17 protein-coding genes, 4 tRNA genes and 1 pseudogene are annotated in these 23826 nt (G+C 67.1%); 13 read left to right on the forward strand and 9 right to left on the reverse strand.

Annotated elements, in window-relative coordinates; genetic code table 11:
* Nucleotides 1–12: 12 nt before the first annotated feature.
* The 6 genes and pseudogenes from ACM2ZB_RS06675 to ACM2ZB_RS06700 all read left to right on the forward strand — a co-directional run bounded on the left by ACM2ZB_RS06675 (nt 13) and on the right by ACM2ZB_RS06700 (nt 2829).
* Nucleotides 13–681 carry a YoaK family protein gene (locus ACM2ZB_RS06675; RefSeq protein ID WP_416057920.1) on the forward strand — a complete coding sequence of 223 codons (669 nt, stop codon included), beginning with the start codon at nt 13–15 and terminating at the stop codon, nt 679–681.
* Between the two features lie 91 nt (nt 682–772).
* Entirely contained in the window at nt 773–1582 is an 810-nt protein-coding gene (gene thiD, locus ACM2ZB_RS06680) for a bifunctional hydroxymethylpyrimidine kinase/phosphomethylpyrimidine kinase (protein WP_416057921.1), read from the forward strand.
* Nucleotides 1579–2506 (forward strand): annotated as a pseudogene (locus tag ACM2ZB_RS06685) (alpha/beta fold hydrolase). Before thiD ends, ACM2ZB_RS06685 begins: the two are co-directional and overlap by 4 nt.
* Nucleotides 2497–2573: transfer RNA gene (locus tag ACM2ZB_RS06690), tRNA-Arg, on the forward strand. Before ACM2ZB_RS06685 ends, ACM2ZB_RS06690 begins: the two are co-directional and overlap by 10 nt.
* A gap of 70 nt (nt 2574–2643) precedes the next feature.
* Nucleotides 2644–2720: transfer RNA gene (locus ACM2ZB_RS06695), tRNA-Arg, on the forward strand.
* A 32-nt stretch (nt 2721–2752) separates the two neighbouring features.
* A tRNA-Arg gene (locus ACM2ZB_RS06700) sits at nt 2753–2829 on the forward strand.
* A gap of 618 nt (nt 2830–3447) precedes the next feature.
* On the opposite strand, the gene ACM2ZB_RS06705 is transcribed toward ACM2ZB_RS06700, so the two are convergent.
* Nucleotides 3448–4362 (reverse strand): LysR family transcriptional regulator, encoded by a 915-nt coding sequence (locus ACM2ZB_RS06705; RefSeq protein ID WP_416057922.1) that lies wholly within the window; start codon nt 4360–4362, stop codon nt 3448–3450.
* A 140-nt stretch (nt 4363–4502) separates the two neighbouring features.
* On the opposite strand from ACM2ZB_RS06705, the gene ACM2ZB_RS06710 reads away from it, so the two are divergent.
* On the forward strand, nt 4503–5204 hold the full coding sequence (locus ACM2ZB_RS06710) for a pirin family protein (protein ID WP_313441980.1): 702 nt from the start codon (nt 4503–4505) through the stop codon (nt 5202–5204).
* Nucleotides 5205–5377: 173 nt separating this feature from the next.
* On the forward strand, nt 5378–6517 hold the full coding sequence (locus tag ACM2ZB_RS06715) for an MFS transporter (protein ID WP_313441978.1): 1140 nt from the start codon (nt 5378–5380) through the stop codon (nt 6515–6517).
* Between the two features lie 9 nt (nt 6518–6526).
* Here the strand turns inward: ACM2ZB_RS06715 and ACM2ZB_RS06720 are convergent, their stop codons facing one another.
* Nucleotides 6527–7672, reverse strand: coding sequence for an alpha/beta hydrolase (locus ACM2ZB_RS06720; RefSeq protein WP_416057923.1), 1146 nt, complete (start codon nt 7670–7672; stop codon nt 6527–6529).
* A 184-nt stretch (nt 7673–7856) separates the two neighbouring features.
* On the opposite strand from ACM2ZB_RS06720, the gene ACM2ZB_RS06725 reads away from it, so the two are divergent.
* From ACM2ZB_RS06725 to ACM2ZB_RS06740, 4 genes are all read left to right on the forward strand, one after another.
* The gene (locus tag ACM2ZB_RS06725; RefSeq protein ID WP_416058520.1) at nt 7857–9203 is read left to right on the forward strand and encodes a c-type cytochrome; all 1347 of its coding nucleotides are present in this window, start codon (nt 7857–7859) and stop codon (nt 9201–9203) included.
* A complete protein-coding gene (locus ACM2ZB_RS06730) occupies nt 9200–10126 on the forward strand; it encodes a c-type cytochrome (RefSeq protein WP_416057924.1) in 927 nt (308 codons plus the stop codon). The genes ACM2ZB_RS06725 and ACM2ZB_RS06730 overlap by 4 nt, the downstream gene beginning before the upstream one ends.
* 116 nt (nt 10127–10242) lie before the next feature.
* On the forward strand, nt 10243–12621 hold the full coding sequence (locus tag ACM2ZB_RS06735; protein WP_416057925.1) for a TonB-dependent receptor: 2379 nt from the start codon (nt 10243–10245) through the stop codon (nt 12619–12621).
* 7 nt (nt 12622–12628) lie between these two features.
* Nucleotides 12629–14740: a phosphocholine-specific phospholipase C gene (locus ACM2ZB_RS06740; RefSeq protein ID WP_416057926.1), complete on the forward strand. Its 2112-nt coding sequence runs from the start codon at nt 12629–12631 to the stop codon at nt 14738–14740.
* Nucleotides 14741–14789: 49 nt separating this feature from the next.
* Here the strand turns inward: ACM2ZB_RS06740 and ACM2ZB_RS06745 are convergent, their stop codons facing one another.
* The gene (locus tag ACM2ZB_RS06745; RefSeq protein WP_416057927.1) at nt 14790–15272 is read right to left on the reverse strand and encodes a LuxR family transcriptional regulator; all 483 of its coding nucleotides are present in this window, start codon (nt 15270–15272) and stop codon (nt 14790–14792) included.
* A 229-nt stretch (nt 15273–15501) separates the two neighbouring features.
* Between ACM2ZB_RS06745 and ACM2ZB_RS06750 the strand changes: the two genes are divergently transcribed.
* A complete protein-coding gene (locus ACM2ZB_RS06750; protein WP_416057928.1) occupies nt 15502–17847 on the forward strand; it encodes a TonB-dependent receptor in 2346 nt (781 codons plus the stop codon).
* A 93-nt stretch (nt 17848–17940) separates the two neighbouring features.
* Here ACM2ZB_RS06750 and ACM2ZB_RS06755 read toward each other — a convergent pair.
* The 6 genes from ACM2ZB_RS06755 to lexA form a co-directional block, all read right to left on the reverse strand.
* Nucleotides 17941–18033, reverse strand: a tRNA-Ser gene (locus ACM2ZB_RS06755).
* Nucleotides 18034–18112: 79 nt separating this feature from the next.
* Nucleotides 18113–18316, reverse strand: a complete 204-nt coding sequence (gene csrA / locus ACM2ZB_RS06760) for a carbon storage regulator CsrA (protein WP_033834137.1) — start codon at nt 18314–18316, stop codon at nt 18113–18115.
* Between the two features lie 150 nt (nt 18317–18466).
* Nucleotides 18467–21115: an alanine--tRNA ligase gene (gene alaS / locus ACM2ZB_RS06765; RefSeq protein ID WP_416057929.1), complete on the reverse strand. Its 2649-nt coding sequence runs from the start codon at nt 21113–21115 to the stop codon at nt 18467–18469.
* Between the two features lie 109 nt (nt 21116–21224).
* Entirely contained in the window at nt 21225–21713 is a 489-nt protein-coding gene (gene recX / locus ACM2ZB_RS06770) for a recombination regulator RecX (protein ID WP_313441960.1), read from the reverse strand.
* A gap of 111 nt (nt 21714–21824) precedes the next feature.
* Nucleotides 21825–22862 carry a recombinase RecA gene (gene recA, locus ACM2ZB_RS06775; protein ID WP_313441958.1) on the reverse strand — a complete coding sequence of 346 codons (1038 nt, stop codon included), beginning with the start codon at nt 22860–22862 and terminating at the stop codon, nt 21825–21827.
* Nucleotides 22863–23080: 218 nt separating this feature from the next.
* Entirely contained in the window at nt 23081–23716 is a 636-nt protein-coding gene (lexA, locus tag ACM2ZB_RS06780; protein WP_416057930.1) for a transcriptional repressor LexA, read from the reverse strand.
* Nucleotides 23717–23826 lie beyond the last annotated feature (110 nt).

Here is a 23826-nt window from a genome sequence, read left to right on the forward strand (position 1 = left end):
GGGGCCTCGCCGATGGGAATACGCCTGCCCACCTGGGTCTGGATCGGCGCGGTTGCGCTGTCGTGCGTGGCCGGCATGGTCAATGTGGTCGGCTTCCTGGGCTTCGAGCACCAGGCGGTGAGCCACATGACCGGCAGCACCAGCCAGCTGGGCATGGCCCTGGCCCAAGGTGACTGGCGCAGCGTGGGCCATCTGTGGGGCCTGCTGATCGCCTTCTCGCTGGGCGCGATGCTCAGCGGCCTGCTGATCCAGGACAACACCCTGCAGCTCGGCCGCCGCTACGGCGTGGCCCTGGCGATCGAATCGATGCTGCTGCTGGTGTCCATTCCGCTGTTCGAACAGCAGCAGATCTGGGGCGCCCTCGCCGCTGCCATGGCCTGCGGCCTGCAGAACGCGATGGCCACCACCTTCAGCGGCGCCGTGGTACGCACCACGCACCTGAGCGGCATGTTCACCGACCTTGGCATCGGCCTGGGCCACCTGCTTCGCGGCCTGCCGCTGCAGATCCGCCGCCTGACCCTGAGCGGGCTGATCATCAGCGGCTTCCTTGCCGGCGGCGTGCTCGGCGCCTGGCTGTTCGTGCGTTACCACTACGACGCCCTGCTCGCCCCCGCCCTGCTCACCGGGCTGACCGGCATCGGCTACGTGCTTTACCAGCAATGGGCGCGCTGGCGGCATTGAATCCAGGGCCGATGGGGTCAGCATTGAACCCAGGGCATCCACGCATGGCGTGGATCTACCTTCCCCTGCGGGACCACGGCACAATCGAGGCATGAGCCCGACCACTCCCGCTTCCGCCCTCACCATCGCCGGTTCCGATTCCGGCGGCGGCGCCGGCATCCAGGCCGACCTGAAGGCCTTCGCTGCGCACCGCGTGCACGGCCTGTCCGCCATCGCCGCACTGACCGCGCAGAACACCCGCGGCGTCACTGCCGTGCACGTGCCGCCGGTCGCCTTCCTGCGCGCGCAGCTGGACGCCTGCTTCGACGATTTCGACATCCACGCGGTGAAGCTCGGCATGCTGGCCAATGCCGAAGTGATCCACACCGTCGCCGACGTGCTCGAACAACGCCGCCCCGCGCACGTGGTGCTGGACCCGGTGATGGTCGCCACCAGCGGCGCACGCCTGCTGGAAGACAGCGCGCTGCAGGCCCTGCGTGAGCGGCTGATTCCGCTGGCCACGCTGATCACCCCCAATACGCCCGAAGCGGAACTGCTGGTAGGCCGCGCGATTGGCAGCGCCGACCAGGCCGAACACGCCGCCGGCGCCCTGCTCGAGATGGGCGCCGGCGCCGTACTGCTGAAAGGCGGCCACCTGCACGAGGGCAACCGGGTGATCGACCGCTACTTCGATGGCGTCAGCAGCGAGGAGTTCATCCATGCCCGCCTGCCATTGGATGCCCATGGCACCGGCTGCACGCTGGCTTCGGCCATTGCCGCGCAGCTGTGCAACGGGCTGAGCCTGGCCAACGCCTGCGAAGCCGGCATCGATTACGTGGCACGCGGCCTGCAGCAGGGCTACGCGCCCGGCCGCAGCGAAGTACGGGTGCTGGACCATTTCGGCGCGGCACCACACGCATGAGCACGACGCCGCGCACGATCGCCGTGGACAGCGGCGATGGCCACCGTTACGAGATCATCGCCTGCGTGCCCGCGCAGCCGCTGGCGCGGCTGCTGTGGCTGCCAGCACTGGGTGTGGCCGCGCGCCACTACCTGCCGCTGGCACAGGCTTTGGCGGCACGCGGCATCGCCGTCTACCTGCACGAATGGCGCGGCAATGGCAGCAGTTCACTGCGCCCCTCGCGCACGGTCGACTGGGGCTACCGCGAGATCCTCAAGCAGGATCTGCCGACCAGCCAGGCGGCGCTGCACCACGAAGACGACGCAGGCAGCGCCCTGCCCTGGATCATCGGCGGGCACAGCCTGGGCGGGCAGCTGGCCTGCGTGCATGCAGGCCGCCAGCCCGATCATTTCCAACGCCTGTGGCTGGCCGCCAGCGGCACCCCGTTCTGGCGCACGTTCCCACCACCGCGCGGCTGGCTGCTGCCGCTGGTGTATCGCTTCCTGCCCTGGATCGCGCGCCGCCAGGGCGTACTGCACGGCCGCCGCCTCGGTTTCGGCGGCACCGAGGCCCGTGGCCTGATTGCCGACTGGGCACGGGTGGGCCTGAACAACCACTACGCCGCCGTGGGCATGCAGGACGATCTGGATGCACAGCTGGCCCGCGTGCAGGGCAGCGCACAGGCCGTGCTGATGGCCGATGACTGGCTGGCCCCGACCGGATCGATGCAGGCACTGCTGGCCAAGCTGCCGAATGTGGCCTCACGCCTGCGCGTGCTTTCCGCGCAGGAGCTCGGCACGCGTGCCGATCACTTCGCCTGGATGAAGGCGCCCGAAGCAGTGGCTGACAGCTTTTTCATTCAGTTCGATGAAAATTTTCACAAAAAGCGTTGACGGCAGCCGCCGACATCCGCATAATTCCGCTCCTGTCGCAGGGCGCCCGTAGCTCAGTTGGATAGAGTACCTGGCTACGAACCAGGCGGTCGGGAGTTCGAATCTCTCCGGGCGCACCACTCGACAGGCTTCCAGCATCCGCCGCTGGAAGATGCAGTAAAATGAAGCAGTAGATTGATTGTGTACCGCGCGCCCGTAGCTCAGTTGGATAGAGTACCTGGCTACGAACCAGGCGGTCGGGAGTTCGAATCTCTCCGGGCGCACCACACACGATCAACACAACAAGTTTATGTAATTGGCGCCCGTAGCTCAGTTGGATAGAGTACCTGGCTACGAACCAGGCGGTCGGGAGTTCGAATCTCTCCGGGCGCACCATTACACCGAGACAGCAGGCTCCGGCCTGCTGTTTTTTTTTGCGTGTTCGGCAGGGCTGCGCCCTGCACCTGCAGAGGCAACGTCAACTTCAAGAGCGGACTATCCGTGAGCTGGCGGGGCGGTGTCGGATTGCGGGGACGCCGCAAGTACGTCCTTGTAGGCTTGGCAGCCGCATCCATGCGGCTGACACCCCGCAATCCGACACCGCCCCACCTTCGACAGGCTCACTCGGCTGTTGGTAGCGGCGACTGCTGTTCCGCGCGGCTCGTGGTGGGTGCCGATCGTTGGTCGGCACGTCTGTCAGATATCGAATGAGTTCATCCACGCATGGCGTGGATCTACTGGGGCGAGGCTGTTGGTAGGTGTCGACCTTGGTCGACACAATTTTTTTCGTCAGATATCGATATCCGACCCCGTGCCGACCAACGGTTGGCAGCCACCACCATCAGCAGCAAGCTCCGACAGATCGCGGGAAACTGTCGAAGGCGGGGTGGGTCCGGTTGAGCCCGACCCACCCCGCCAACACACGGAATGCAGGCTTTTGACGTTGACGTTGCATTGAGCGGGTGCAGGGCGCAGCCCTGCAAAAGAAAACCCTCATCCACGCATGGCGTGGATCTACCCCATCGCCTGCCACCACTGCGCCAGCAGCTCCGGCCTGCGCAACCGCTCGCGCCACCAACGCAACGCCGCACCATCCTCACCCGTGCGCCACGCCAGCCAGAACGTTTCCTCCGGCTTGTGCTCCTCCACCTCGCGGATCACCAGCTGGCCGCGCGCCACCGCCGCGCGCGCGCACGGTTCAGGCAGGAAACCGAATCCCACTCCCTGGCACTGCAGTTTCAACTTGCTGGCCATGTCCGGCACGGTCAGCATTTCCTGGCCCATCAGCAAGCCCACGGTGCGCGGCAACAGGCGACGCGCGGAATCGGACACCGCAATGGCGCAATGCTCGGCCAGCTGCTCACGACCCAGCACGCCCGGTACCTGTGCCAGCGGATGCTCCGGTGCCACCGCGAACACGAAACCCACGCTGCCCAGCGGCTCGACCACGTAGCCACCTCCACTGGGCCCCTCGCCTGCGGCGCCCACCAGAAGATCGGCGCGGCGGTCCAGCAGCGCCTCCCAGGTGCCGGACAGCGCTTCGCCGAACAGGCGCAGCCGGGTCGGTGCCTCGATGCCGCGGAACGCGGCAATGTCCGGGCCCAGCAGCCAGGTCGGAAACATCGAATCCACCGCCAGGGTCAGCTCGGTTTCCCAGCCGGAGGCCACCCGGCGCACCCGCAGCTCCAGCTCGCGCGCAGCGCGCAGCAGGTGCCGGCCCTCGTCCAGCAGGGCGCGGCCGGCCTCGGTCGGCTCTGCCCGGGGGCCGACCCGGTCGAACAGCTGCACGCCCAGATCCTCCTCCAGCTTGGCCACGGTGTAGGAAATGGTCGAGGGCACCTTGTGCAGGGCCTTGCCGGCGCCGGCGAACGAGCCGCGGCGGTCGATGGCATCCAGGATCTGCAGGGCATCGAGGCTGAGTTTGAGCATTCGAAATTTTCGATGATGGCTGTCAAAACTATCCGTTTTTCAAACCCCGGGTGCAAGCGGATACTTCTCTCCAACGGGGAAACACAGCGGCCACCGGCCCACCCCGCCCCATCGAAACCATCGAACAAGGAGAAATCATCATGCTGCAGATCCGCAAGAGCGCTACCCGTGGCCTGGCCGAGCATGGCTGGCTGTCCTCCCGCCACACCTTCTCCTTCGCCGGCTACTACGACCCGCGCTACGTCAGCTTCGGCCCGCTGCGCGTCATCAACGAAGACAAGGTCATCGGCGGCCAGGGCTTCGGCACCCACAGCCACAGCAACATGGAAATCATTTCCTACGTGCTGGGCGGTGCGCTGGAGCACAAGGACTCGATGGGCACCGGCTCGGTGCTGCGCTACGGCGATGTGCAGGTGATGAGCGCCGGCAGCGGCGTCAGCCACAGCGAGTTCAACCACTCGGCCAGCGAGCCGGTGCACTTCCTGCAGATCTGGGTCTTCCCGGACAGCGAGAACATCGAGCCGTCCTACCGCGAAACCCACTTCGCGCCGGAAACCAAGCGCGGCCAGCTGCGCCTGATCGCTTCGCCCGATGGTGCCGACGGTTCGCTGCGCATCCAGCAGGATGCCCGGATCTACGCCACCATCCTCGATGGCAGCCAGAAGCTGCATCACGCCCTGGGCAACGGTCGTGGCGCCTATGTGCAGGTCGCCCGCGGCCAGCTGCAGGTCAATGGCATCACCCTCGATGCCGGTGATGCGCTGCAGGTCAGCGACGAAGCGCAGCTGACCCTGGAAAACGGCAACGACGCCGAAGTACTGGTGTTCGACCTGCCGCTGTAAGCACTGAGCAGTACCGTGCAGCGAGGCCCGCGATGCCCATCGGTATCGCGGGCCTTTGCATGTGCAGCGGGCACTGCTGCATTCGTATTCGACCCCGGATGACACAAATGGCACTTGCCCGACGCAGCTGAAAACGTTTCCATGGCCGGGATCCTCCGGAGCCTTCCCTGCGCATGACGCCCTCTTCCCCCCGTGCCCAGCAGCACGCGACCCGTGCCGCCTTCTTCATTCCCGGCTTTGCCACCGCGGCCTGGGCGCCGATGGTGCCCTATGCCAAGGCCAAGGCCGGCCTGTCCGATGCCAGTCTGGGGGCGGTGCTGCTCTGCCTGGGGCTGGGCTCGCTGCTGGCCATGCCGTTGGCCGGGGCGCTGACCGGCCGCCTGGGCTGCCGCGCGTTGATGATCGTCACCACCGCACTGATCCTGCTGGCGCTGCCGCTGCTGGCGCTGGCCCCTACCCCGGTGGCGCTGGGCGCAGCCCTGTTCGTGTTCGGCGCCGGTGTCGGCGCGATGGACTGCACCATGAACATGCAGGCCGTGGCGGTCGAGCGCGATGCGGGCCGCGCCATGATGTCCGGCTTCCATGCGTTCTACAGCATCGGCGGATTCGTCGGTGCCGGCTGCATGACCGGCCTGCTGTTGCTGGGGACGCCGCTGTGGATGGCGGCCCTGCTGTCGGTGGCCGCCATGCTGGTGGTGGCCCTGCTGTCGGCGCCGCACTGGCGTCCGCAGCGCATCGCCCATGACGGCCCGATGCTGGCCGTGCCGCATGGCGTGGTGCTGTTCATCAGCGTGCTGGCCTTCATCGTGTTCCTGGCCGAAGGCTCGATGCTGGACTGGAGCGCGGTGTTCCTGGCTGAAGTGCGGCAGGTGCCGCGCGACCAGGCTGGCGCCGGCTTCGCGGTGTTCACCCTGGCGATGACCGCAATGCGCCTGTTCGGCGATGGCATCGTCGAACGCCTGGGCCGCACGCGCACGATCGTGATCGGCGGCATCACCGCCGCTACCGGCTTCGCCCTTGCCACCCTGGTGCCCTCCTTCGCGGTGGCGCTGGTGGGCTACGTGATGGTCGGCCTGGGCTGCGCCAACATCGTGCCGGCGCTGTTCTCGATGGCCGGCCAGCAGCGCGCGATGCCGGAAAGCATCGCGATCACCGCGGTGACCACGCTGGGCTACGCCGGCATCCTCGCCGGCCCGGCGGCCATCGGCGCGCTGGCCCACCTCACCACCCTGGGCTTCGCTTTCCTGTGCGTGGCCGCGCTGCTGCTGGGCGTAGCCGCCTCGGCCCGGGCGCTGGCGCGGCGCCTGCCGTAAGGAAAACGGTCAGCTGCGCGTGGGCGCAGCGGCCGTGGTGTCGCGAACCAGCCATTCGGCCTGGGCCGGCAACTGCGGTGCCGGGCAGGTCGCACGCGGGTGGTGCTCGTCCTGCGCCATCCAGTCATCGACCACGCCGGCCAGCAGGTCCAGCCGCAGCGGCAGGGTGATGTGGTCTTCGCCACGCATTTCGATGTAATGCGCGCGCGGGTTCGCCTGGGCCAGTTCGCGGCCCTGGCTGACCGGAATGTGCTGGTCGCCCTGGCCGTGCAGCAGCAGCACGCAGGCGCGGGTATCGGCCAGCGCGCGGGCCACGTCCACCTGGTCCAGGTCGACGTCGATGCGGCGGCTGGCGGCGGCAATCACCTGGTTGATGTCCTGGCCGCCGTAACGCCAGCGCGCATAGGACGCCACCGCCTGCGCCTTCAGCCCTTCCGGCTGCAGCGCCATCAGGTGCGGGATCATCGTACGGATCGCCACACCGGCATTGGCAAACGATTCCATCGCCACCACGCCGGCCACCTGGTCGCCCAGCTTGTCGGCGGTGAACACCGCCGTGGCCGCGCCATAGGACACGCCGAACAGGTACAGCGGCCCGGTCACTTCGCCGCGTGCGCGCAGTTCGGCGATCACATCGACCACGTCATCCGATTCATAGGTGCCGTAGCCGGACGGCCCCGCACCCGACTGGCCGTGGTTGCGCAGGTCCAGGGTGACCACGCGGTAGCCCGATTCGGCCAGCTGCAGCGACCACGGCAGCATCGAATCACCGTTCATCATCCAGCCGTGCAGCAGCACCACGGTGCCGCGCGGTGCCTGCGCGTGGAACGGCTGCGGCACAGACAGGCTCAGCCCGGTATCCAGCGGCAGGCCGTTCTCGTGGCGCTGCGGCAGGTAGTGGTAGCGCGCGCCGTAGTCACCCGGGTCGAACACGCGCCAGAAGATCGGCACGCCATCGCGTCCCGGCGCGAAGCCGTGGCGGTTGGGCAGTTCGGCGATGGCCGCGGCGATGCGCGGCTGGTCCAGCAACGTGGACACGCCACCCGGCGCGATCAGGCGATCGCTGAGCGAGGTGGACGAGGCGGTGATCGACGACGAGCATGCAGCCAGCCACAGGCCGGCGCACGCCAGCAACAGCAGCAGCAGGCGCTTCATGGGCATTCAAGGGGAAAGGTACGACAGCGTGGCAGGTTAGCGGGCGCGGCCGGGCGCATCTATCGCAGGTGGATGACGGGTTGATGACAGCGCAGGATCGATTCAGCTTCATCCACTGCCGTTCATCGGCGCGGCATTGATCCGGATCAATGAATGGGCGGCCGCGATTGCCGACAGTGCGCCCATGCGCACCCCGTATCGACTCGCCCTTGTCCTGGTTGCCGCCCTCGCGGCCGCCTGGGGCATCGCCCGCAGCACGCCCTACTGGTTCGCCCCGCGCCAGCCGGCCCAGGTCGATATCCACGACCCGGCACTGATCGCGCGTGGCGAGTACCTGTCCCGCGCCGCCGACTGCGCGGCCTGCCACACCGCACCCGGTGGCCGACCGTTCGCTGGCGGGCTGGGCATGCAGACGCCGATGGGCACGCTTTACTCCACCAACATCACGCCGGATCCCGCCACCGGCATCGGCGCCTACGACTACGCCGATTTCGAACGTGCGGTGCGCCGCGGCATCCGCCACGACGGGCAGCCGCTGTACCCGGCCATGCCCTACGCGTCGTACGCGATTGCCCGCGATGATGAGATCCGCGCGTTGTATGCCTACTTCATGGGCGGCGTGGCACCGGTGCAGCAGGACAATGCCGACAGCACCATTCCGTGGCCGGCCAACATGCGCTGGCCACTGGCGTGGTGGCAGCTGCTGTTCGCGCGGCCACGCAGCTTCGTTGCCGATCCATCGCTGGATGCCGGCCAGCAGCGGGGTGCCGAACTGGTCGAAGGCCTGGCCCACTGCGGCGCCTGCCACACGCCTCGCGGCCTGGCCTTCCAGGAAACCGCGATGGCCGATGATGGCGGCCGCCGCTTCCTGTCCGGCTCGGTGCTGGAAGGCTGGTACGCAAAAAACCTGCGCAACGAAGCCACCGGCCTGGCCAGCTGGAGCCAGGATGAGATCGTGCAGTTCCTGCGCACCGGCCGCACCGACCGGTCCGCTGCCTTCGGCGGCATGGCCGATGTGGTGGAACACAGCACCCAGTACCTCACCGACGCCGATCTGCTGGCCATGGCGCGCTATCTGAAGCAGTTGCCACCGCGGGTCGGGCGCAGCACACAGTGGGTGCCGGCCGCCGACACCACCACCGCCGCACTGCGCAGCGGCGACTACCGCGCACCCGGTTCGCTTGCCTACGCCGAACACTGCCAGGCCTGCCACCGCGCCGATGGCCGCGGCATGCCACGCATCTACCCGGCCCTGGCCGGCAACTCCATCGTGTTTGCCGACGACGCCAGTTCGCTGGTGCAGGTCACGCTTGTCGGCGGGCGCACGCCGCACACCCCGCACGACACCATGGCGTTTTCGATGCCGGGCTTCGAGCACCTGCCCAATGCACAGCTCGCACAGATCCTGACCTTCATCCGCAGCAGCTGGGGCAACCGGGCCAGTGCCGTCGGCGAGGCCGATGTTGCGCGCATGCGCCGCGTGGTGCGTGACAAGCCGGTGCACATCGTTCCGCAGGAGACCGCACCATGAAGCGTTCGCGCCGACGCTCCCGCAGGCTGATGGTCAGTGCGGCCATCACCGCCCTGCTGCTGGCCGCAGGCCTGCTGGCCTACCGCCACCAGTACCCGGACCTGGATGCCGCGACTGCCCCTACCCTTGATATCCTGGATGCGCAGGGTGCCGTGGTCGGCCACTACCTGCCGCCCAGTGCCGAGGAGATCGCCACCCTGGGCAATGCGCGTTCGGTGATGCTGGGCCGCCGCCTGCTCAATGAAACCGCACGCCTGTTGCCGGACAACGTGGGCAATGACCTGAACTGCAATTCCTGCCACATGGCCGAAGGCAAGCGCCCGTTCGGCAACCACTATCTCAACACCGGCGGCGGCAGCTACCCGCGCTACATGCCACGCCCGGGCAAGGTGATAGGCCTGGTCGAACGCATCAACGGCTGCCTGCAGCGTTCAATGAACGGCAAGCCGCTGGCCAGGGATGCGCCGGAGATGCGCGCGATGCTGGAATACATGGCCTGGTTGAGCCGACCGGTGCCGGACGGCGCGCGCGTGGCCGCCCCCAGCGAGGGGCCGATCGATACGACGCTGGTCCCCGATCCCGTGCGTGGCCAGTCGCTGTATGCCGCCCAGTGCGCGGCCTGCCACGGCGGCAACGGCGAAGGCCGCCGCGATGGCAGCGGCGACATCGCCTTCCCGCCCCTGTGGGGCGAACGCAGTTTCAACATCGGTGCCGGCATGGCACGGCTGTACAAGGCCGCCGGTTTCATCAAGCACAACATGCCCCCGGCGGTGGGACGCGAGCCGCCGCTGGGCCAGCAGGTGATGCCGGACCAGGATGCGGTGGACATCGCCAGCTATTTCATCCAGCAACCGCGGCCGGATTTCGCCGGCAAGGGCAAGGATTGGCCACGCGACCCCAAGCCGAAGGACGCGCGCTACTGACCACCGCGGCGAAAGTGTCGGCCGTCACGCAACACAAACCCTGCATCTGCACGTCACCGCCATGTCATTGGCGCTGCCGACACTCCCGGGCTTTCCCCCCTCAAGGTCCGGTTTCGATGCGAACGATTGCGCGCTTTCCCCGAGTCTCGCTGCTTGCCCTGCTGATCGCCCCCGCACTGGACGCCATGGCCGACGCACCGCAGGGCGAGGCCGCCGACACGCGCAGCGCCGACGCACGCACCCTGGACCAGGTACAGGTGATCGGCCAGGCCACCAGCTACGCCAAGACCTCGGTGCGTGCTGAAACCCTGAACCGGCAGACGGTGATGAGCAGCGTCAACGATGCGCTCAATGAAGTGCCGGGCGTGGTGGTCAGCGAAGCCGACGCCACCGGTTCATCGGTGTGGGGCACGCAGATCAGCATGCGCGGCTTCGTCACCAACCGCGACACGCAGCAGATCGGCACCACCATCGACGGCCTGCCCAACGGCGGCTCCGGCTACGGCGGTGGCTCGATGGCCAACCGCTACATCGACACCCTGGACCTGGAAACGGTGGAAGTCAGCCAGGGCACCGCCGATATCTCCTCGCGATCGAACGAAGCGCTGGGTGGCACCCTGAACTTCCTCACCGGCGATCCGCTGCATGACAGCCGCCTGCGCTTCGTCGTCGGCGCCGGCGACAACGACGCCCGCAAGTACTACGTGCGCTACGACACCGGCCTGCTGGGCGGCCATACCCGCGCCTGGGTCAGCGCGTCCTCGGCGCGCGTGAGCGACTGGATCGACGGCAGCGGCAAGACCAGCAACGACCATATCGCCGGCAAGTTCGTGACCGAGCTGGACCGCTGGACGCTGACCGGCTACCTGTCCTACAACGATGCCGACGAACCGGAGTACACCAGCGTTTCGCCGCAGGGCTTCGCCACCAACCCCGACCGCGACAACCTGGTCGGCACCCTCACCGGCATTCCCTACCTGGACCAGAACTACCGCTCCGGTTCGCGCGCCCTGCGCGAGAACACCTTCGGCTACCTGCGCGCCGCCTTCGACGCCGGCAATGGCTTCAAGGCCTCGATGGCGGCCTATGGCCACCGCATGCAGGGCCGCGGCGACTGGCTGCCGCCGTACCTGGCCGATGTCACCAATGATGGCGCCGGTCGCCCGCAGTCCGAATACCTGGGCGGCAGTACCGTGTACGGCGGCAGCAACCTGGGCCAGATCTACTTCGTGAACCCCGATGGCAGCAGTGCCCGGCCGATTGCCGGCTGCACCCCGCGTGTGGGCTTCAGCGCCGAGTACGATCCGAACTGCTACGCCGGCAACGTGCTGGGCGCGCAGTCCTACCGCCACACCCACTACGACAACGACCGCATGGGCGTGACCGCCGATGTGGAATGGCGGCAGACCTTCGGGTCGGTCGACAACACGATCCGCGGCGGCCTGTGGGTGGAGAAGCTGGACCGGTCGGCGCGGCGTGACTGGCACCGCCTGCTCAACGTGGGCCAGGACATTGCCTTCGACCACCAGCCGTACTGGGTGCAGTTCGAAGACAAGTACAAGGTGGACGAGCAGATGTACTACGTCGAGGACGTGGCCCGCTTCGGCCCGTTCAGTGCGCGCGTGGGCGTGAAGCAGTTCTTCGTGGACCAGTCACGCAACCGCGTGATCGGCGCCAGCGAGCACGTCACGTCCGATTCGAAGTCCGATCCACTGCTGTCCACCGGCTTCACCTGGGCGCCGGGCGTGGAAGGCATGGAACTGTTCGCCGGCTTCTCGCAGAACTTCGCCGCGATTCCGTCCGGCGTACTGGGCGAGACCGACCCGCAGCGCTTCCGCAACGTCGAGCCGGAAACGGCCGACAACATCGAAGTGGGCATGCGCATCAGCCGCTGGCCGCTGACCGCCTCGGTCACCCTGTACAACATCAAGTTCGACAACCGCATCGTCTACCTGCCGGCCGGCTTCGTCAGCGGCATCGACTACCTGGGCGAGACCGACGGTGTCTACGAGAACTTCGGCGGCGTGGAAAGCAACGGCCTGGAAGCGGCGTTCGGCTACGGCTGGGACAACGGCTGGCGGATCAACGCGGCCTATACCTACAACCGTTCCAAGTACCTGGGCAGCGGCGATGCCGCGCGCGATACCCAGCTGGGCATCGTCGATGGCGCCAAGGTGATCGGCCAGCCGGAGCAGATCCTGGTGGTGTCGGCCGACTGGCAGGGCGAAAACTGGAACTTCGGCCTGTCCGGCCGCTACCTGGGCACCCGTTACCTCGATGCCGCCAACGTCAACAAGCTGCCTTCGGCCACTGTGTTCAACGCCAACATCGGCTTCGACCTGCAGGGCCTGTCGCCGCGCCTGAAGGGCATGGGTGCCAGCCTGGTGGTGAGCAACCTCACCGACAAGCGCTATCTTGCAGGGGTCGACGGTGCCAACAGCGCCTTCATCGGCGCGCCGCGCACCGTCGGCATCTCCTTCCGCGTGGATCTGTGAGGCATCCGTGACTGATATCGGCCGACGCCGGTTGTTGCAGGCCGGCGTCGCCGCCGGCCTCGGCCCGCTCCTTCCCAGCATCGCCCGTGCAGCGGCCATCGCCCCGGCCGCGCACACGCGCAGCCTGGACGACCTGCAGCACATCGTGGTGTTCATGCAGGAAAACCGCTCGTTCGACCACTACTTCGGCACCCTGCCGGGCGTACGTGGTTTCGGCGACCGCTTCGTTGCCCCTGCCGCGCCACTGGCCGACGGCGGTGGCCCGCGCAGCCTGTGGCTGCAGCCCGATGCCAGTGGGCAGCGGGCGATCGCGCCGTTCCCGCTGGATACCGCCACGCACTTCGGCTACATGCGGGTGGAAGGCACGCCGCACACCTGGCCCGATGCACAGCGCGCGTGGGACCACGGCCGCATGGGCCAGTGGCCGCTGGCCAAGCAGAACCATTCGATGGGCTACTTCCAGCGCACCGACCTGCCCTTCCAGTTCGCCCTGGCCGAAGCGTTCACCCTCTGCGATGCCTACCACTGCGCGATGCAGGCCGGCACCAACCCGAACCGCGTGTTCCTGTGGACCGGGCACAACGATGCCTTCGCCCGCGCCGGTGGGCCGGTCATCGCCAATTCGCATGACAACTTCCCCGAACACGGCGGCCACCCCGATTCGTACCGCTGGGCCAGCCATGTCGAACGGCTGCAGCAGGCAGGCGTGTCCTGGCAGATCTACCAGGACATGGCCGACAACTTCACCGACAACCCGCTGGCCGGCTTCGACACCTTCCGCCAGGCCTACCGTGCCGCGCCCGGCCACGACCCGCAGCTGCGTGCCCGCGGGGTCAGCACCCGTGGGCTGGCGCAGCTGCGCCAGGATGTGATCGATGGCCGCCTGCCGCAGGTCAGCTTCATCATCGCCGACGCCGCCGGCAGCGAGCACCCCGGTCCGTCCAGCCCTGCGCAGGGTGCGGCCTATACCGCGCGCGTGCTGGATGCCCTCACCGCCGATCCGGACGTCTGGAGCCGCACTGCGCTGCTGCTGATGTTCGACGAGAACGACGGCTTCTTCGATCACATGCCGCCGCCGGCGCCCCCTTCGGCACGGCCGGGCGGTGGCTGGGCGGGCGCATCGTCAGTCAGTACTGAAGGCGAGTACCACGCCCACCCGGCACCGGGCGACGAAAAGTACGACGCGCCCGAGCTGCGCGGCCGTCCCTACGGGCTGGGCCCACGCGTGCCGCTGTACGTCATCTCGCCCTGGAGCCGCGGTGGCTGGGTCGATTCGCAGGTGTACGACCACACCTCGGTGCTGCGCCTGATCGAACGCCGGTTCGGCGTCACCGCGCCGGACATTTCACCGTGGCGGCGCGCAGTCTGTGGCGATCTGGTCAATGCCTTCGACTTCGCCCAGCGCGATACGCGGCCCTTCGTGCGCGGCCTGCCGGACGTGAGCGCGGTAGCCGCGCGTGCGGCGGCCCTGCCGGGGCGCACCGTGCCTGCGTTGCCGGAGGGACTGAAGCCTGCGCAACAGGAACGTGGCGTGCGCCCGGCACGTGCCCTGCCCTATCGACCGCAGGCAGAGGTGGGCGCACTTGCGGCCGACGGCGTCACCCTGCAGGTGTCCTGCGAGGGCGCCGCGGCGGTACTGCAGGTGTACGACCGCCTGCGCCTGTCCGAACTGCCGCGCCGCTACACGGTGCTGCCGGGTGCGCCACTGCAGGATCGCTGGGCGCTGGATGCACAGGGGCGCTACGACCTCTGGCTGCTGGGCCCGAACGGCTTCCATCGCCACTTCCGCGGCAACGCCAGCGCCCCCGCGCTGCAGGCCGTGGTGGAACAGATCGAAGGCGAGCTGCGCCTGCGCGTGCGCAACCCCAGCGATGCAGGGCAGTCCGTGCGTGTGCATGCCGGTGCCTATGCCAGCCACATGCCGGAGCAGACGCTGTCGCTGGCTGCCGGCGCGGAAACCACCCTGGCCTGGGATGCCGCGCCCACTGCCGGCTGGTACGACCTGCATCTACTGGCCGGCGAGAGCGAGCTGCGCCTGGCCGGCCGCGCCGAGGATGGCCGCCCCGGCACCAGCGACCCGGCGATGGGCAGCGAGCCACTGCGCTTCGAGCACGGCTGAAGCTGTCGGTTCGGTAGCGTCGAGCACGCTCGACGCTACAGCGCGCCCTTCAGGGCAGGCGCTTGAACAGGTTGGTCTGCAGGATGGGCGTGCCATCGTGGGTGTAGAAGGCCTTGGTCTCGGTCATCGTCGAATGGTCGGCGGCCACGGTGTAGATGCGGGTCGACGCAGGCGCGCCATGGTCGACCAGCTGCATCACCAGGGTGTTCGGCGCCGGCAGCTTGAGGTTCGCCTTGTCGGCGCCGTAGCTGCCGGACAGCGGCCCTGGCGTGCCATCCAGCGAGAGCGTGCCATCGGACTTCATCGTCTTGCCATCGTGCAGGACGATATCCACGTGCGAACTCCAGCGACCGCCACCGGCGTCCTTGAATTCCAGCACCACGTTCTTCGGCCGCTGCGCCTGCGGCAATGCCGACGTGGAGACATCCAGCGACCAGCGGCCCAGCAACGGCGATGGTGACGCGTCGGCGGCCTGTACAGCGCCGGCCTGCAGTGACAGCGCGGACAGCAACACGGCGGACAACAGCTTCATACGATGCTCCGTTCGAGTGAAGAAGGCGCTGCGCGGGACGGCCGGATGCACCCTCCCGGATGCTGCGCGCCGCCGCCGCCGCCGGCAAGCGCTGCGGCTGAACATCCGACAACGACCCCTGCCTTCCTGCCCTCTATCCGGACGACGGCCCGGCGCGCCAGAGCCAAACGCCATTGGCGGTACATTTAGTTACGTTATAACATTTCACGCAACTTCCACGGAGCGTGTCATGCGTCGCCACCTGCTTGCTGCAGCCATTCCCCTCGCCCTCCCGTCCATTGCCGTCCACAACGCCCATGCCGCCGACGAGCCCACCCTTCCCACCCTTCGGGTGGAGGCCTCCCAGCCGTCACGCATCGACAACCGGGTCACCGTCGACAACCCGCAGGCGCAGAACCGGACCCTCGGCGGCCTGCTCGAACATGTCTCCGGCGTGCAGAACAGCGCCTTCGGGCCCAATGCGGGCGCACCGGTCATCCGCAGCCTCAGCGGCAACCGCGTGCAGATCCTGCAGGATGGCCAGTCCATCCTCGGCATGAACGCGATCAGCGGCGACATCAACATCCCGTTCGACCCGCTGTTCGTGCGCAGCGTCACCGTCAACAAGTCCTCCGACACCGTCCGCTACGGCGGCAACGCGATCGGCGGCAGCGTGGAGGTCGACACCGGCCTGATCCCGCGCACGATGGAAGACAGGGAACAGTCCATGGAACTGGTCCTGCGCAAGGGCTTCAACGCGGCCGACGCGCAGGGCTTCCGCATGAACTTCAACAACCAGCGCAACCTCTCCACCAACCTGCAGGTCTCGCGCCAGCGCATCTCGCATTACGATATTCCCGGCAACAGCAAGGCGGCCGCCTGCAACACGCAGTTGTTCCCGGCCAACGGGGGCGTCAATTCGGCACTGGCCGATGCCTGCCAGAAGGAAGCACGGGTGCAGCGGGTCTACAACAAGGCGTCCCAGCCCTACATCGACCAGTTCATGACCGAGAACCCGGACTGGGCGGACGGTGATTTCTCCTTCTACACCAACAGCCCCACCTCGGTCTGGCAGCGGCGGACCTACATCAATCCGGCCAATCCGGCCTATGTGGCGGGCACGCCGTCATACGTGCAGAAGCAGATCAACAACGATGTCACGCCCGACTACCACCATCGCCTGGGCAACAGCCACTCGCGCAGCTCACAGGTAGCCTTCGGCTCGACGCTGTTCTTCGACCGCGGCTACGTGGGTGTCAGCATTGATGCCAAGGACAGCGAATACGGCGTGCCGGGCTTCTCGATGCAGAACCTGTCGTTCGGGTCCAACTACGCCGACGGCCTGCCGGTGGGCGTGGTGATCAAGCAGCAGCGCTACGCACTGGAAGGCCAGCTGCGCGACCCGGTGCCGGGCTTCGAACGCGCCGAGCTGCGCCTCTCGCAGCTGGACAACACGTCCGGGGAACGCCTCGGCGCCTCCAAGGCCAACGATTACGACTTCGAAAGCACCCAGGCCGAACTGCTGCTGGCCCAACGCCGCGTCGGCCCGCTGAGCGGCGTGCTGGGCCTCAGCCACCAGTCCCGCGAGGTCACCGGCAGCGGCGCGCAGCGCTACCTGCCCGATGTGGATACCCGCAGCCAGGCGGTGTTCCTGAAGGAAACCCTGGATTTCGACTGGGCTTCCTTCGATGCCGGCGTGCGCCATGAGCGCGTGGACCACCAGCTGCGGCCCAGCCGCTTCAAGACTGCACGCAATTCGGCCAACACCACGCTGCAGGACCGCGACTTCCGCCTCAACAGCTACAGCTTCGGTGCGTACGTCGAGCTGGGCCCGCTGTTCGCGGCCAAGCTGCGCTACGCCGCTTCGCAGCGCGCACCGGAGATCAACGAGCTGTACGCCAGCAATGCGCACTACTCGGTGATGACCCAGGAAGAAGGCAACCAGAACCTGGAACCCGAACGGGCGAAGAACCTTGAACTGACCGGCCTGTTCCATCTGGGCGGCTTCGAGCTGTCGGCCACGGCCTACCGCATGCGCTACGAGAACTACCTGTACCAGGGTTACTCCGGCCTGCAGACCGCCAACCGCCTGCCGCTGAAGTACTGGAAGCAGACCGACACCACGGTGAAGGGCTTCGAGATCGATGCCTCGCAGGCGCTGGACCTGGGCCGCTTCGGCGGCCTGCACGTCTCCGCGTTTGCCGACCTGGTGAAGAACAGGGCCGACCGTCCTGACGCGCTGCGCGCGCACAACGATGGCGAGTACCTGCCGAACATGCCGACCAACCGTTACGGTGCCGCCCTGCAGTGGCAGCGCGAGGGCTGGAAGGCACAGCTGTCCAGCACCTACTACGACACGCAGAAGTACCTGGGTCGCAACGTCAGCGAGGAAGTGCCGCTGGATGCGTTCAACCTGGTCGACCTGCAGCTGAGCCGCGAGATTCCACTGCGCACCACCGCCGTCGCCGGCATGGAGGTCTTCATCAATGGCAGCAACCTGCTCAATGAAGAAGCACGCCCGCACAACTCGCCGCTGAAGTACATCGCACCGTTGCCGGGGCGTGGGTTCCAGGTGGGCGTCACCGTGCGCCTCTGAGGCAGAGGCCCGCAGCACGACGTGCGCCGATGGCATGACGCGCACAAAGAAAAACGCCTGCAGATCGAGGATCTGCAGGCGCTTCTTTGTATCTGGCGGAGCGAGAGGGATTCGAACCCTCGATAGAGCTTTTGACCCTATACTCCCTTAGCAGGGGAGCCCCTTCAGCCACTCGGGCATCGCTCCGGGGTTTTCTCCGCGTCTGGTGCGGTGCACCTCAGCGGGGCGTGAATCATAACGTTAATCACGCGCGAAGGTAAAGCTTTTATTCGGCGGAATTTTCACTACCGGTGCTGCCGGCTTCATCACCACGCTGGATGCGCTGATAGATCTCTTCGCGATGCACTGCGACGTCCTTCGGCGCGGTGATGCCGATACGCACCTGGTTACCCTTGACGCCGAGGACGGTGACGCTCACCGAATCTCCGATCATCAGGGTTTCGCCGACGCGGCGAGTCAGGATCAACATTTTTGTAAGTCTCCATGGAACCGTGTGGAAGGGTATCCCCCACCGGCTTGACGCTCCGTCAAGAAGCGCCCCCACGACAAAGGGAAAACATTTCGCAATGGTACCGTCAGCCGTCCCGCTCCTACAAGGAGGGGGACGGCCAGGTGTTCATCACAGTCGGGGGCTGACCCATTCGACGACCGCCGCCAGCGCGGTGGCAAGGGCGGGCCCGTCCTCGCCACCACCCTGGGCGAGGTCCGGGCGTCCGCCGCCCTTGCCCCCGATCTGACTGGCGATATGGGACAACAGTTCCCCGGCCTTGACCTTGCCCATTGCACTGCCGTTCACACCGGCGACCAGCGCAGCCTTGCCGTCCTGGGTACCGGCCAGGACGATGACCGCATTGCCCAGCTGCTGCTTCAGGCGGTCCATGGCGTCACGCAGGGCCTTGGCGTCGAAGCCTTCCAGGCGGGCGGCCAGCACCTTCACACCGGCAACGTCCACGGCCTGGCCGGACAGATCGGCCGTGGCGCCGGCGGCGACCTTGGCCTTCACGGCCTCCAGTTCGCGTTCCAGCTGCTTCTGGCGCAGGCCCAGGGCGCGGATCTTCTCGACCACATCGGCGGCGCTGCCGCCCAGCAGTTCGGCCGCTTCGGCCAGACGGGCCTCCTCGGCGTCCACGTAGTCCAGGGCGCCCTGGCCAGTGACCGCCTCGATGCGGCGCACACCTGCCGAGACACCGCCTTCGGAGGTGATCTTGAACAGGCCGATGTCACCGGTGCGGCCGACATGGGTGCCGCCGCACAGTTCGGTGGAGTAGTCACCCATCTTCAGTACGCGCACGTTTTCGCCGTACTTCTCGCCGAACAGGGCCATCGCGCCGAAATCCAGCGCTTCCTGCATGCCCATGTTGTGCACTTCGGCGGCGTTGTTGGCGCGCACCTGCTGGTTGACCTTGCGTTCGATCAGCGCCAGTTCCTCGGCACTGATCGGCTGGAAGTGCGAGAAGTCGAAACGCAGGCGGTCCGGTGCGACCAGCGAGCCCTTCTGCTGCACGTGGGTGCCCAGCACTTCGCGCAGGGCGGCGTGCAGCAGGTGGGTGGCCGAATGGTTGAGGATGGTGGCGCCGCGGCGCTCGCCATCAACCTGGCCGGACAGCACGTCGCCCACCTTCAGGGCGCCCTCGGACAGGGTGCCGACGTGGCCATGGAACTGGCCGGCGAACTTCTGGGTGTCATCCACCACCAGGCGCACACCGTTGCCGTTCAGCACGCCGGTGTCACCGACCTGGCCGCCGGATTCGGCGTAGAACGGGGTCTGGTTGGTGATGACGATCACGGCGTCGCCGGCCTCGGCCGACTGCACCGGGCGGCCGTCCTTGAGCAGGGCCAGCACGGTCAGGCCGTCGGCCTGCAGGCGATCGTAGCCCAGGAACAGGCTCGGGGTCAGCGTCGCCACCAGCTCGGCCGGCAGGGTCACGCCGCCACCGAACTTGCCGGCGGCGCGCGCGGTCTCGCGCTGCTGTTCCATCGCGGCATCGAAGCCGGCGATATCCACGGTCAGGTCACGCTCGCGCGCGATGTCCTGGGTGAGGTCCAGCGGGAAGCCGTAGGTGTCGTACAGGCGGAATGCGTCAACGCCGGGGATCACGCCCTTGCTGGCCTTGCCCGCGATGTCCTCGAAGATCTTCATGCCGGCATCGAGGGTTTCAGCGAAACGCTCTTCCTCGGCCTGCAGCGCACGGGTGACGGTATCCACGGCCGCCGGCAGTTCCGGGTAGGCCTGGCCCATCTGCTCGACCAGGGTCGGCACCAGCTTGCTGAAGAACGGCTGGCGCACGCCCAGCATCCAGCCGTGGCGCAAGGCGCGGCGGATGATACGGCGCAGCACGTAGCCGCGGCCTTCGTTGGACGGCAGCACGCCATCGACGATCAGGAACGAGCAGGCACGGATGTGGTCGGCGATGACGCGCAGCGACTTGTTTTCCAGGTCGGCGGTGCCGGTCAGTTCGCTGGCCTTGCGGATCAGCGCCTGGAACAGGTCGATTTCGTAGTTGGTGTGCACGTGCTGCAGGATCGCCGCCAGGCGCTCCAGGCCCATGCCGGTATCCACGCACGGGGCCGGCAGCGGCACCAGGGTGCCGTCGGGCTGGCGGTCGAACTGCATGAACACCAGGTTCCAGATTTCGATGAAGCGGTCGCCGTCTTCATCGGGGGAACCCGGGGGACCACCGGCGATATGGTCGCCATGGTCGTAGAAGATTTCGGTGCACGGGCCGCAGGGGCCGGTGTCGGCCATCTGCCAGAAGTTGTCCGACGCGAACGGCGCACCCTTGTTGTCGCCGATGCGCACGATGCGCTCTTCCGGAATGCCGACCATGTCGCGCCACAGCGCGTAGGCTTCGTCATCGGTCTGGTAGACGGTCACCAGCAGGCGGTCGGCCGGCAGCTTCCAGACCTGGGTCAGCAGTTCCCAGGCCCAGGCAATGGCGTCCTTCTTGAAGTAGTCGCCGAAGGACCAGTTGCCCAGCATTTCGAAGAAGGTGTGGTGGCGGGCGGTGTAGCCGACCTGGTCAAGGTCGTTGTGCTTGCCACCGGCGCGCAGGCAGCGCTGGACGTCGGCCGCGCGCACGTAGCTGCGCTTTTCCGCGCCCAGGAACACGTCCTTGAACTGGACCATGCCGGAGTTGGTGAACAGCAGGGTCGGATCATTGCCCGGCACCAGCGGCGCCGACGGCACGATGGTGTGGCCTTTGCCCTTGAAGAATTCAAGGAAATCGCTGCGGATCTGGGATGTCGTGAATTTGGCGGGTGCGTTCATTGGGGGCTGGCAGTGTGCGGGCCGGCGGACCCGAACCACCGGCCGCACTGGCCAGGGTCATGACGGACCGCCGAAAACCCAAAGGGTATCAGGCCCGGCGCCGCCAGTCTCAGTCATCCGGGTCGAAGCGCGTCGCGCGGCGGATGCTGTCACCGTCGAAGCCCCGCCGCGCCAGCAGATCAGCGGCCTTGCGGCGCTGTGGGAGGTCCTGCGGTCCGTCCTCGCCGAAACGGCGTCGGATCAGGTCACGGGCGTTTTCCAGCCAATCGCCTTCATAGCTGTCCATGGCATCGGCGATCGCCGCGCTGTCCAGGCCATGGGTACCGAGCTCGGCACGGACATGGATGGGGCCATAGCCGGTATTGGCCCGCATGCGGACAAGATTCTCCGCGAAGCGGGTGTCGTCCTGCCAACCGGCTTCGGTCAGCTTGGCAACCGCGGCCTCGGCCGCCTCGCCCTCGATGCCGCGGGCGGTCAGCTTGCGGGTGAGTTCCTTGCGCGAATGCTCACGCCGTACCAGCAGGCCCAGGGCCCGCTGCACGGGGGTCTGTTCGCGCGGCCGGCGCTTGCGGCCGGTGGGGGCGTCGGCATCGGACATCGTTTACTCCAAGGGTGGCGCCGTCCCTGGCGCCCTGCCCGTCCGTGGGCGATTCGAACCTGCGGGACAGGGCAACGTCACTGACGGCGCCGCCCTGCCCCACAGCAAGCTTTACTCGTCGTCGCCGTCGTCGTCGCCTTCCTCGCGGGCAGCGTCGGTCGGCTGGAACTTCTCGCGCAGCTCGGCTTCGAGCTTGGCGGCAACGGCCGGGTTGTCACGCAGGTAGCCACGGGCGTTGTCCTTGCCCTGGCCGATGCGCTCTTCACCGTAGCTGTACCAGGCACCGGCCTTCTCGACCAGCTTGGCTTCCACGCCCATGTCGATCAGCTCGCCCTCGCGGCTGATGCCTTCGCCGTACAGGATCTCGGTGATGACCTGCTTGAACGGGGGCGCCAGCTTGTTCTTGACGACCTTGATCTTGGTCTGGTTGCCGATGATCTCGTCACCCTTCTTGATCGCGCCGATACGGCGGATGTCCAGGCGCACCGAGGCATAGAACTTCAGCGCGTTGCCGCCGGTGGTCACTTCCGGGCTCTGGCCCGGCATCATCACGCCGATCTTCATGCGCAGCTGGTTGATGAAGACCACCAGGGTGTTGGAGCGCTTGATGTTGCCGGTCAGCTTGCGCAGCGCCTGGCTCATCAGGCGGGCCTGAAGGCCCGGCAGCTGGTCACCCATCTCGCCTTCGATTTCGGCCTTGGGGGTCAGCGCGGCGACCGAGTCGACCACCAGGATGTCCACCGAGCCCGAGCGCACCAGCATGTCGGCGATTTCCAGCGCCTGTTCACCGGTATCCGGCTGCGACAGCAGCAGGTCGTCCACGTTCACGCCCAGCTTGGCCGCGTAGATCGGGTCCAGCGCGTGCTCGGCGTCGATGAAGGCAGCGGTACCGCCCATCTTCTGGCATTCGGCGATGGCCTGCAGGGTCAGGGTGGTCTTGCCCGACGATTCCGGGCCATAGATTTCAACGACACGACCCTTCGGCAGACCACCAATGCCCAGTGCGATGTCGAGCATCAGCGAGCCGGTCGGGATGGCTTCGACGGGTTCGACCACGCGGTCGCCCATGCGCATCACCGAGCCCTTGCCGAACTGCTTCTCGATCTGGCCCAGAGCAGCAGCCAATGCGCGCTTTTTGTTCTCGTCCATCGTGTTGCTCCTAGCAGAGGTCATGTCGTTGGGGGTGCTGTCTTTCGGGGTCTTCTTCGCCATGGGTTCACTTTAGGTCGGATGTATCGCACAGGCTGAGATTCTGCCCGGCGCTCAGAAAAGAATTATCGGACATCCGTACCAACCTCAGTGGAACCAGAGAATCGCCACAAAAGACCGCGGGGTAGTGCTGATGGAACGGGGCGGCTGCCAAGGGCTCAGCGGTTGGGCCGAAGCAGGCCGCAATAGAGCCCCTCGATCGAGAAATCCTGGTCGGGCAGGACCTCGATCGGCTTGTAATCGGGGTTGCGCGGCAGCAGGCGGATGCGGTCCTTGGCGATCTTCAGCAGCTTGACGGTGATCTCATCGTCGATGCGGGCGACCACGATCTGCCCGGAATGGGCATCGCGGGTGCGGTGCACGCCGATCAGGTCGCCATCGAAAATGCCTTCGTCGATCATCGAGTCGCCCTGCACCTTCAGCAGGTAGTCCGGCGCCGGCGAGAAGAACACCCGGTCCAGCACCACGAAATCGTCCGAGCCGATGTCGGCGCCGATCGGCAGGCCGGCCGCGACCCGGCCCAGCACCGGCAGGCGCAGGACGTTGTCGGGCAGCTCGGGTTCGGCCAGCTTTTCCAGCTGCGGCGCCTGCACCAGGCGGATGCCGCGGGCCTGGCCGGGGATGCGACGGATCGCACCGGCCTGCTCGAGGGCCTCCAGGTGGTACTGGGCCGCGCGCACGCCCTTGAAGCCGAAGGCGCGGGCGATTTCAGTCTGCGACGGCGGTGCGCCTTCGCTCTCGATACGCTCGGCGATCAACTGCAGGATCGCCTGCTGGGTGTCGGTCAGGTCCATGGTTAGTAGTATTACTACTAACTGGCGGGTGTGCAAGTGCCCAGGGGCGATACGGGTCATCGGGAACGGTCGCCGGGCATACCCCGGCGCTACCGGCTGTAGTGCCGAGC

This window comes from Stenotrophomonas maltophilia (genome assembly GCF_047782825.1).
Taxonomy (GTDB): Bacteria; Pseudomonadota; Gammaproteobacteria; order Xanthomonadales; family Xanthomonadaceae; genus Stenotrophomonas.

Excerpts from the sequence above, each read along its gene's own strand:
- alaS (WP_416057929.1), bottom strand. The coding sequence starts at position 21,115 with ATGAACGCACCCGCCAAATTCACGACATCCCAGATCCGCAGCGATTTC.
- recA (WP_313441958.1), bottom strand. The coding sequence starts at position 22,862 with ATGGACGAGAACAAAAAGCGCGCATTGGCTGCTGCTCTGGGCCAGATC.
- thiD (WP_416057921.1), top strand. The coding sequence starts at position 773 with ATGAGCCCGACCACTCCCGCTTCCGCCCTCACCATCGCCGGTTCCGAT.
- ACM2ZB_RS06735 (WP_416057925.1), top strand. The coding sequence starts at position 10,243 with ATGCGAACGATTGCGCGCTTTCCCCGAGTCTCGCTGCTTGCCCTGCTG.
- ACM2ZB_RS06730 (WP_416057924.1), top strand. The coding sequence starts at position 9,200 with ATGAAGCGTTCGCGCCGACGCTCCCGCAGGCTGATGGTCAGTGCGGCC.
- ACM2ZB_RS06710 (WP_313441980.1), top strand. The coding sequence starts at position 4,503 with ATGCTGCAGATCCGCAAGAGCGCTACCCGTGGCCTGGCCGAGCATGGC.
- lexA (WP_416057930.1), bottom strand. The coding sequence starts at position 23,716 with ATGGACCTGACCGACACCCAGCAGGCGATCCTGCAGTTGATCGCCGAG.
- ACM2ZB_RS06725 (WP_416058520.1), top strand. The coding sequence starts at position 7,857 with ATGCGCACCCCGTATCGACTCGCCCTTGTCCTGGTTGCCGCCCTCGCG.
- ACM2ZB_RS06675 (WP_416057920.1), top strand. The coding sequence starts at position 13 with ATGGGAATACGCCTGCCCACCTGGGTCTGGATCGGCGCGGTTGCGCTG.
- ACM2ZB_RS06750 (WP_416057928.1), top strand. The coding sequence starts at position 15,502 with ATGCGTCGCCACCTGCTTGCTGCAGCCATTCCCCTCGCCCTCCCGTCC.
- recX (WP_313441960.1), bottom strand. The coding sequence starts at position 21,713 with ATGTCCGATGCCGACGCCCCCACCGGCCGCAAGCGCCGGCCGCGCGAA.
- ACM2ZB_RS06705 (WP_416057922.1), bottom strand. The coding sequence starts at position 4,362 with ATGCTCAAACTCAGCCTCGATGCCCTGCAGATCCTGGATGCCATCGAC.
- csrA (WP_033834137.1), bottom strand. The coding sequence starts at position 18,316 with ATGTTGATCCTGACTCGCCGCGTCGGCGAAACCCTGATGATCGGAGAT.
- ACM2ZB_RS06720 (WP_416057923.1), bottom strand. The coding sequence starts at position 7,672 with ATGAAGCGCCTGCTGCTGCTGTTGCTGGCGTGCGCCGGCCTGTGGCTG.
- ACM2ZB_RS06745 (WP_416057927.1), bottom strand. The coding sequence starts at position 15,272 with ATGAAGCTGTTGTCCGCCGTGTTGCTGTCCGCGCTGTCACTGCAGGCC.
- ACM2ZB_RS06715 (WP_313441978.1), top strand. The coding sequence starts at position 5,378 with ATGACGCCCTCTTCCCCCCGTGCCCAGCAGCACGCGACCCGTGCCGCC.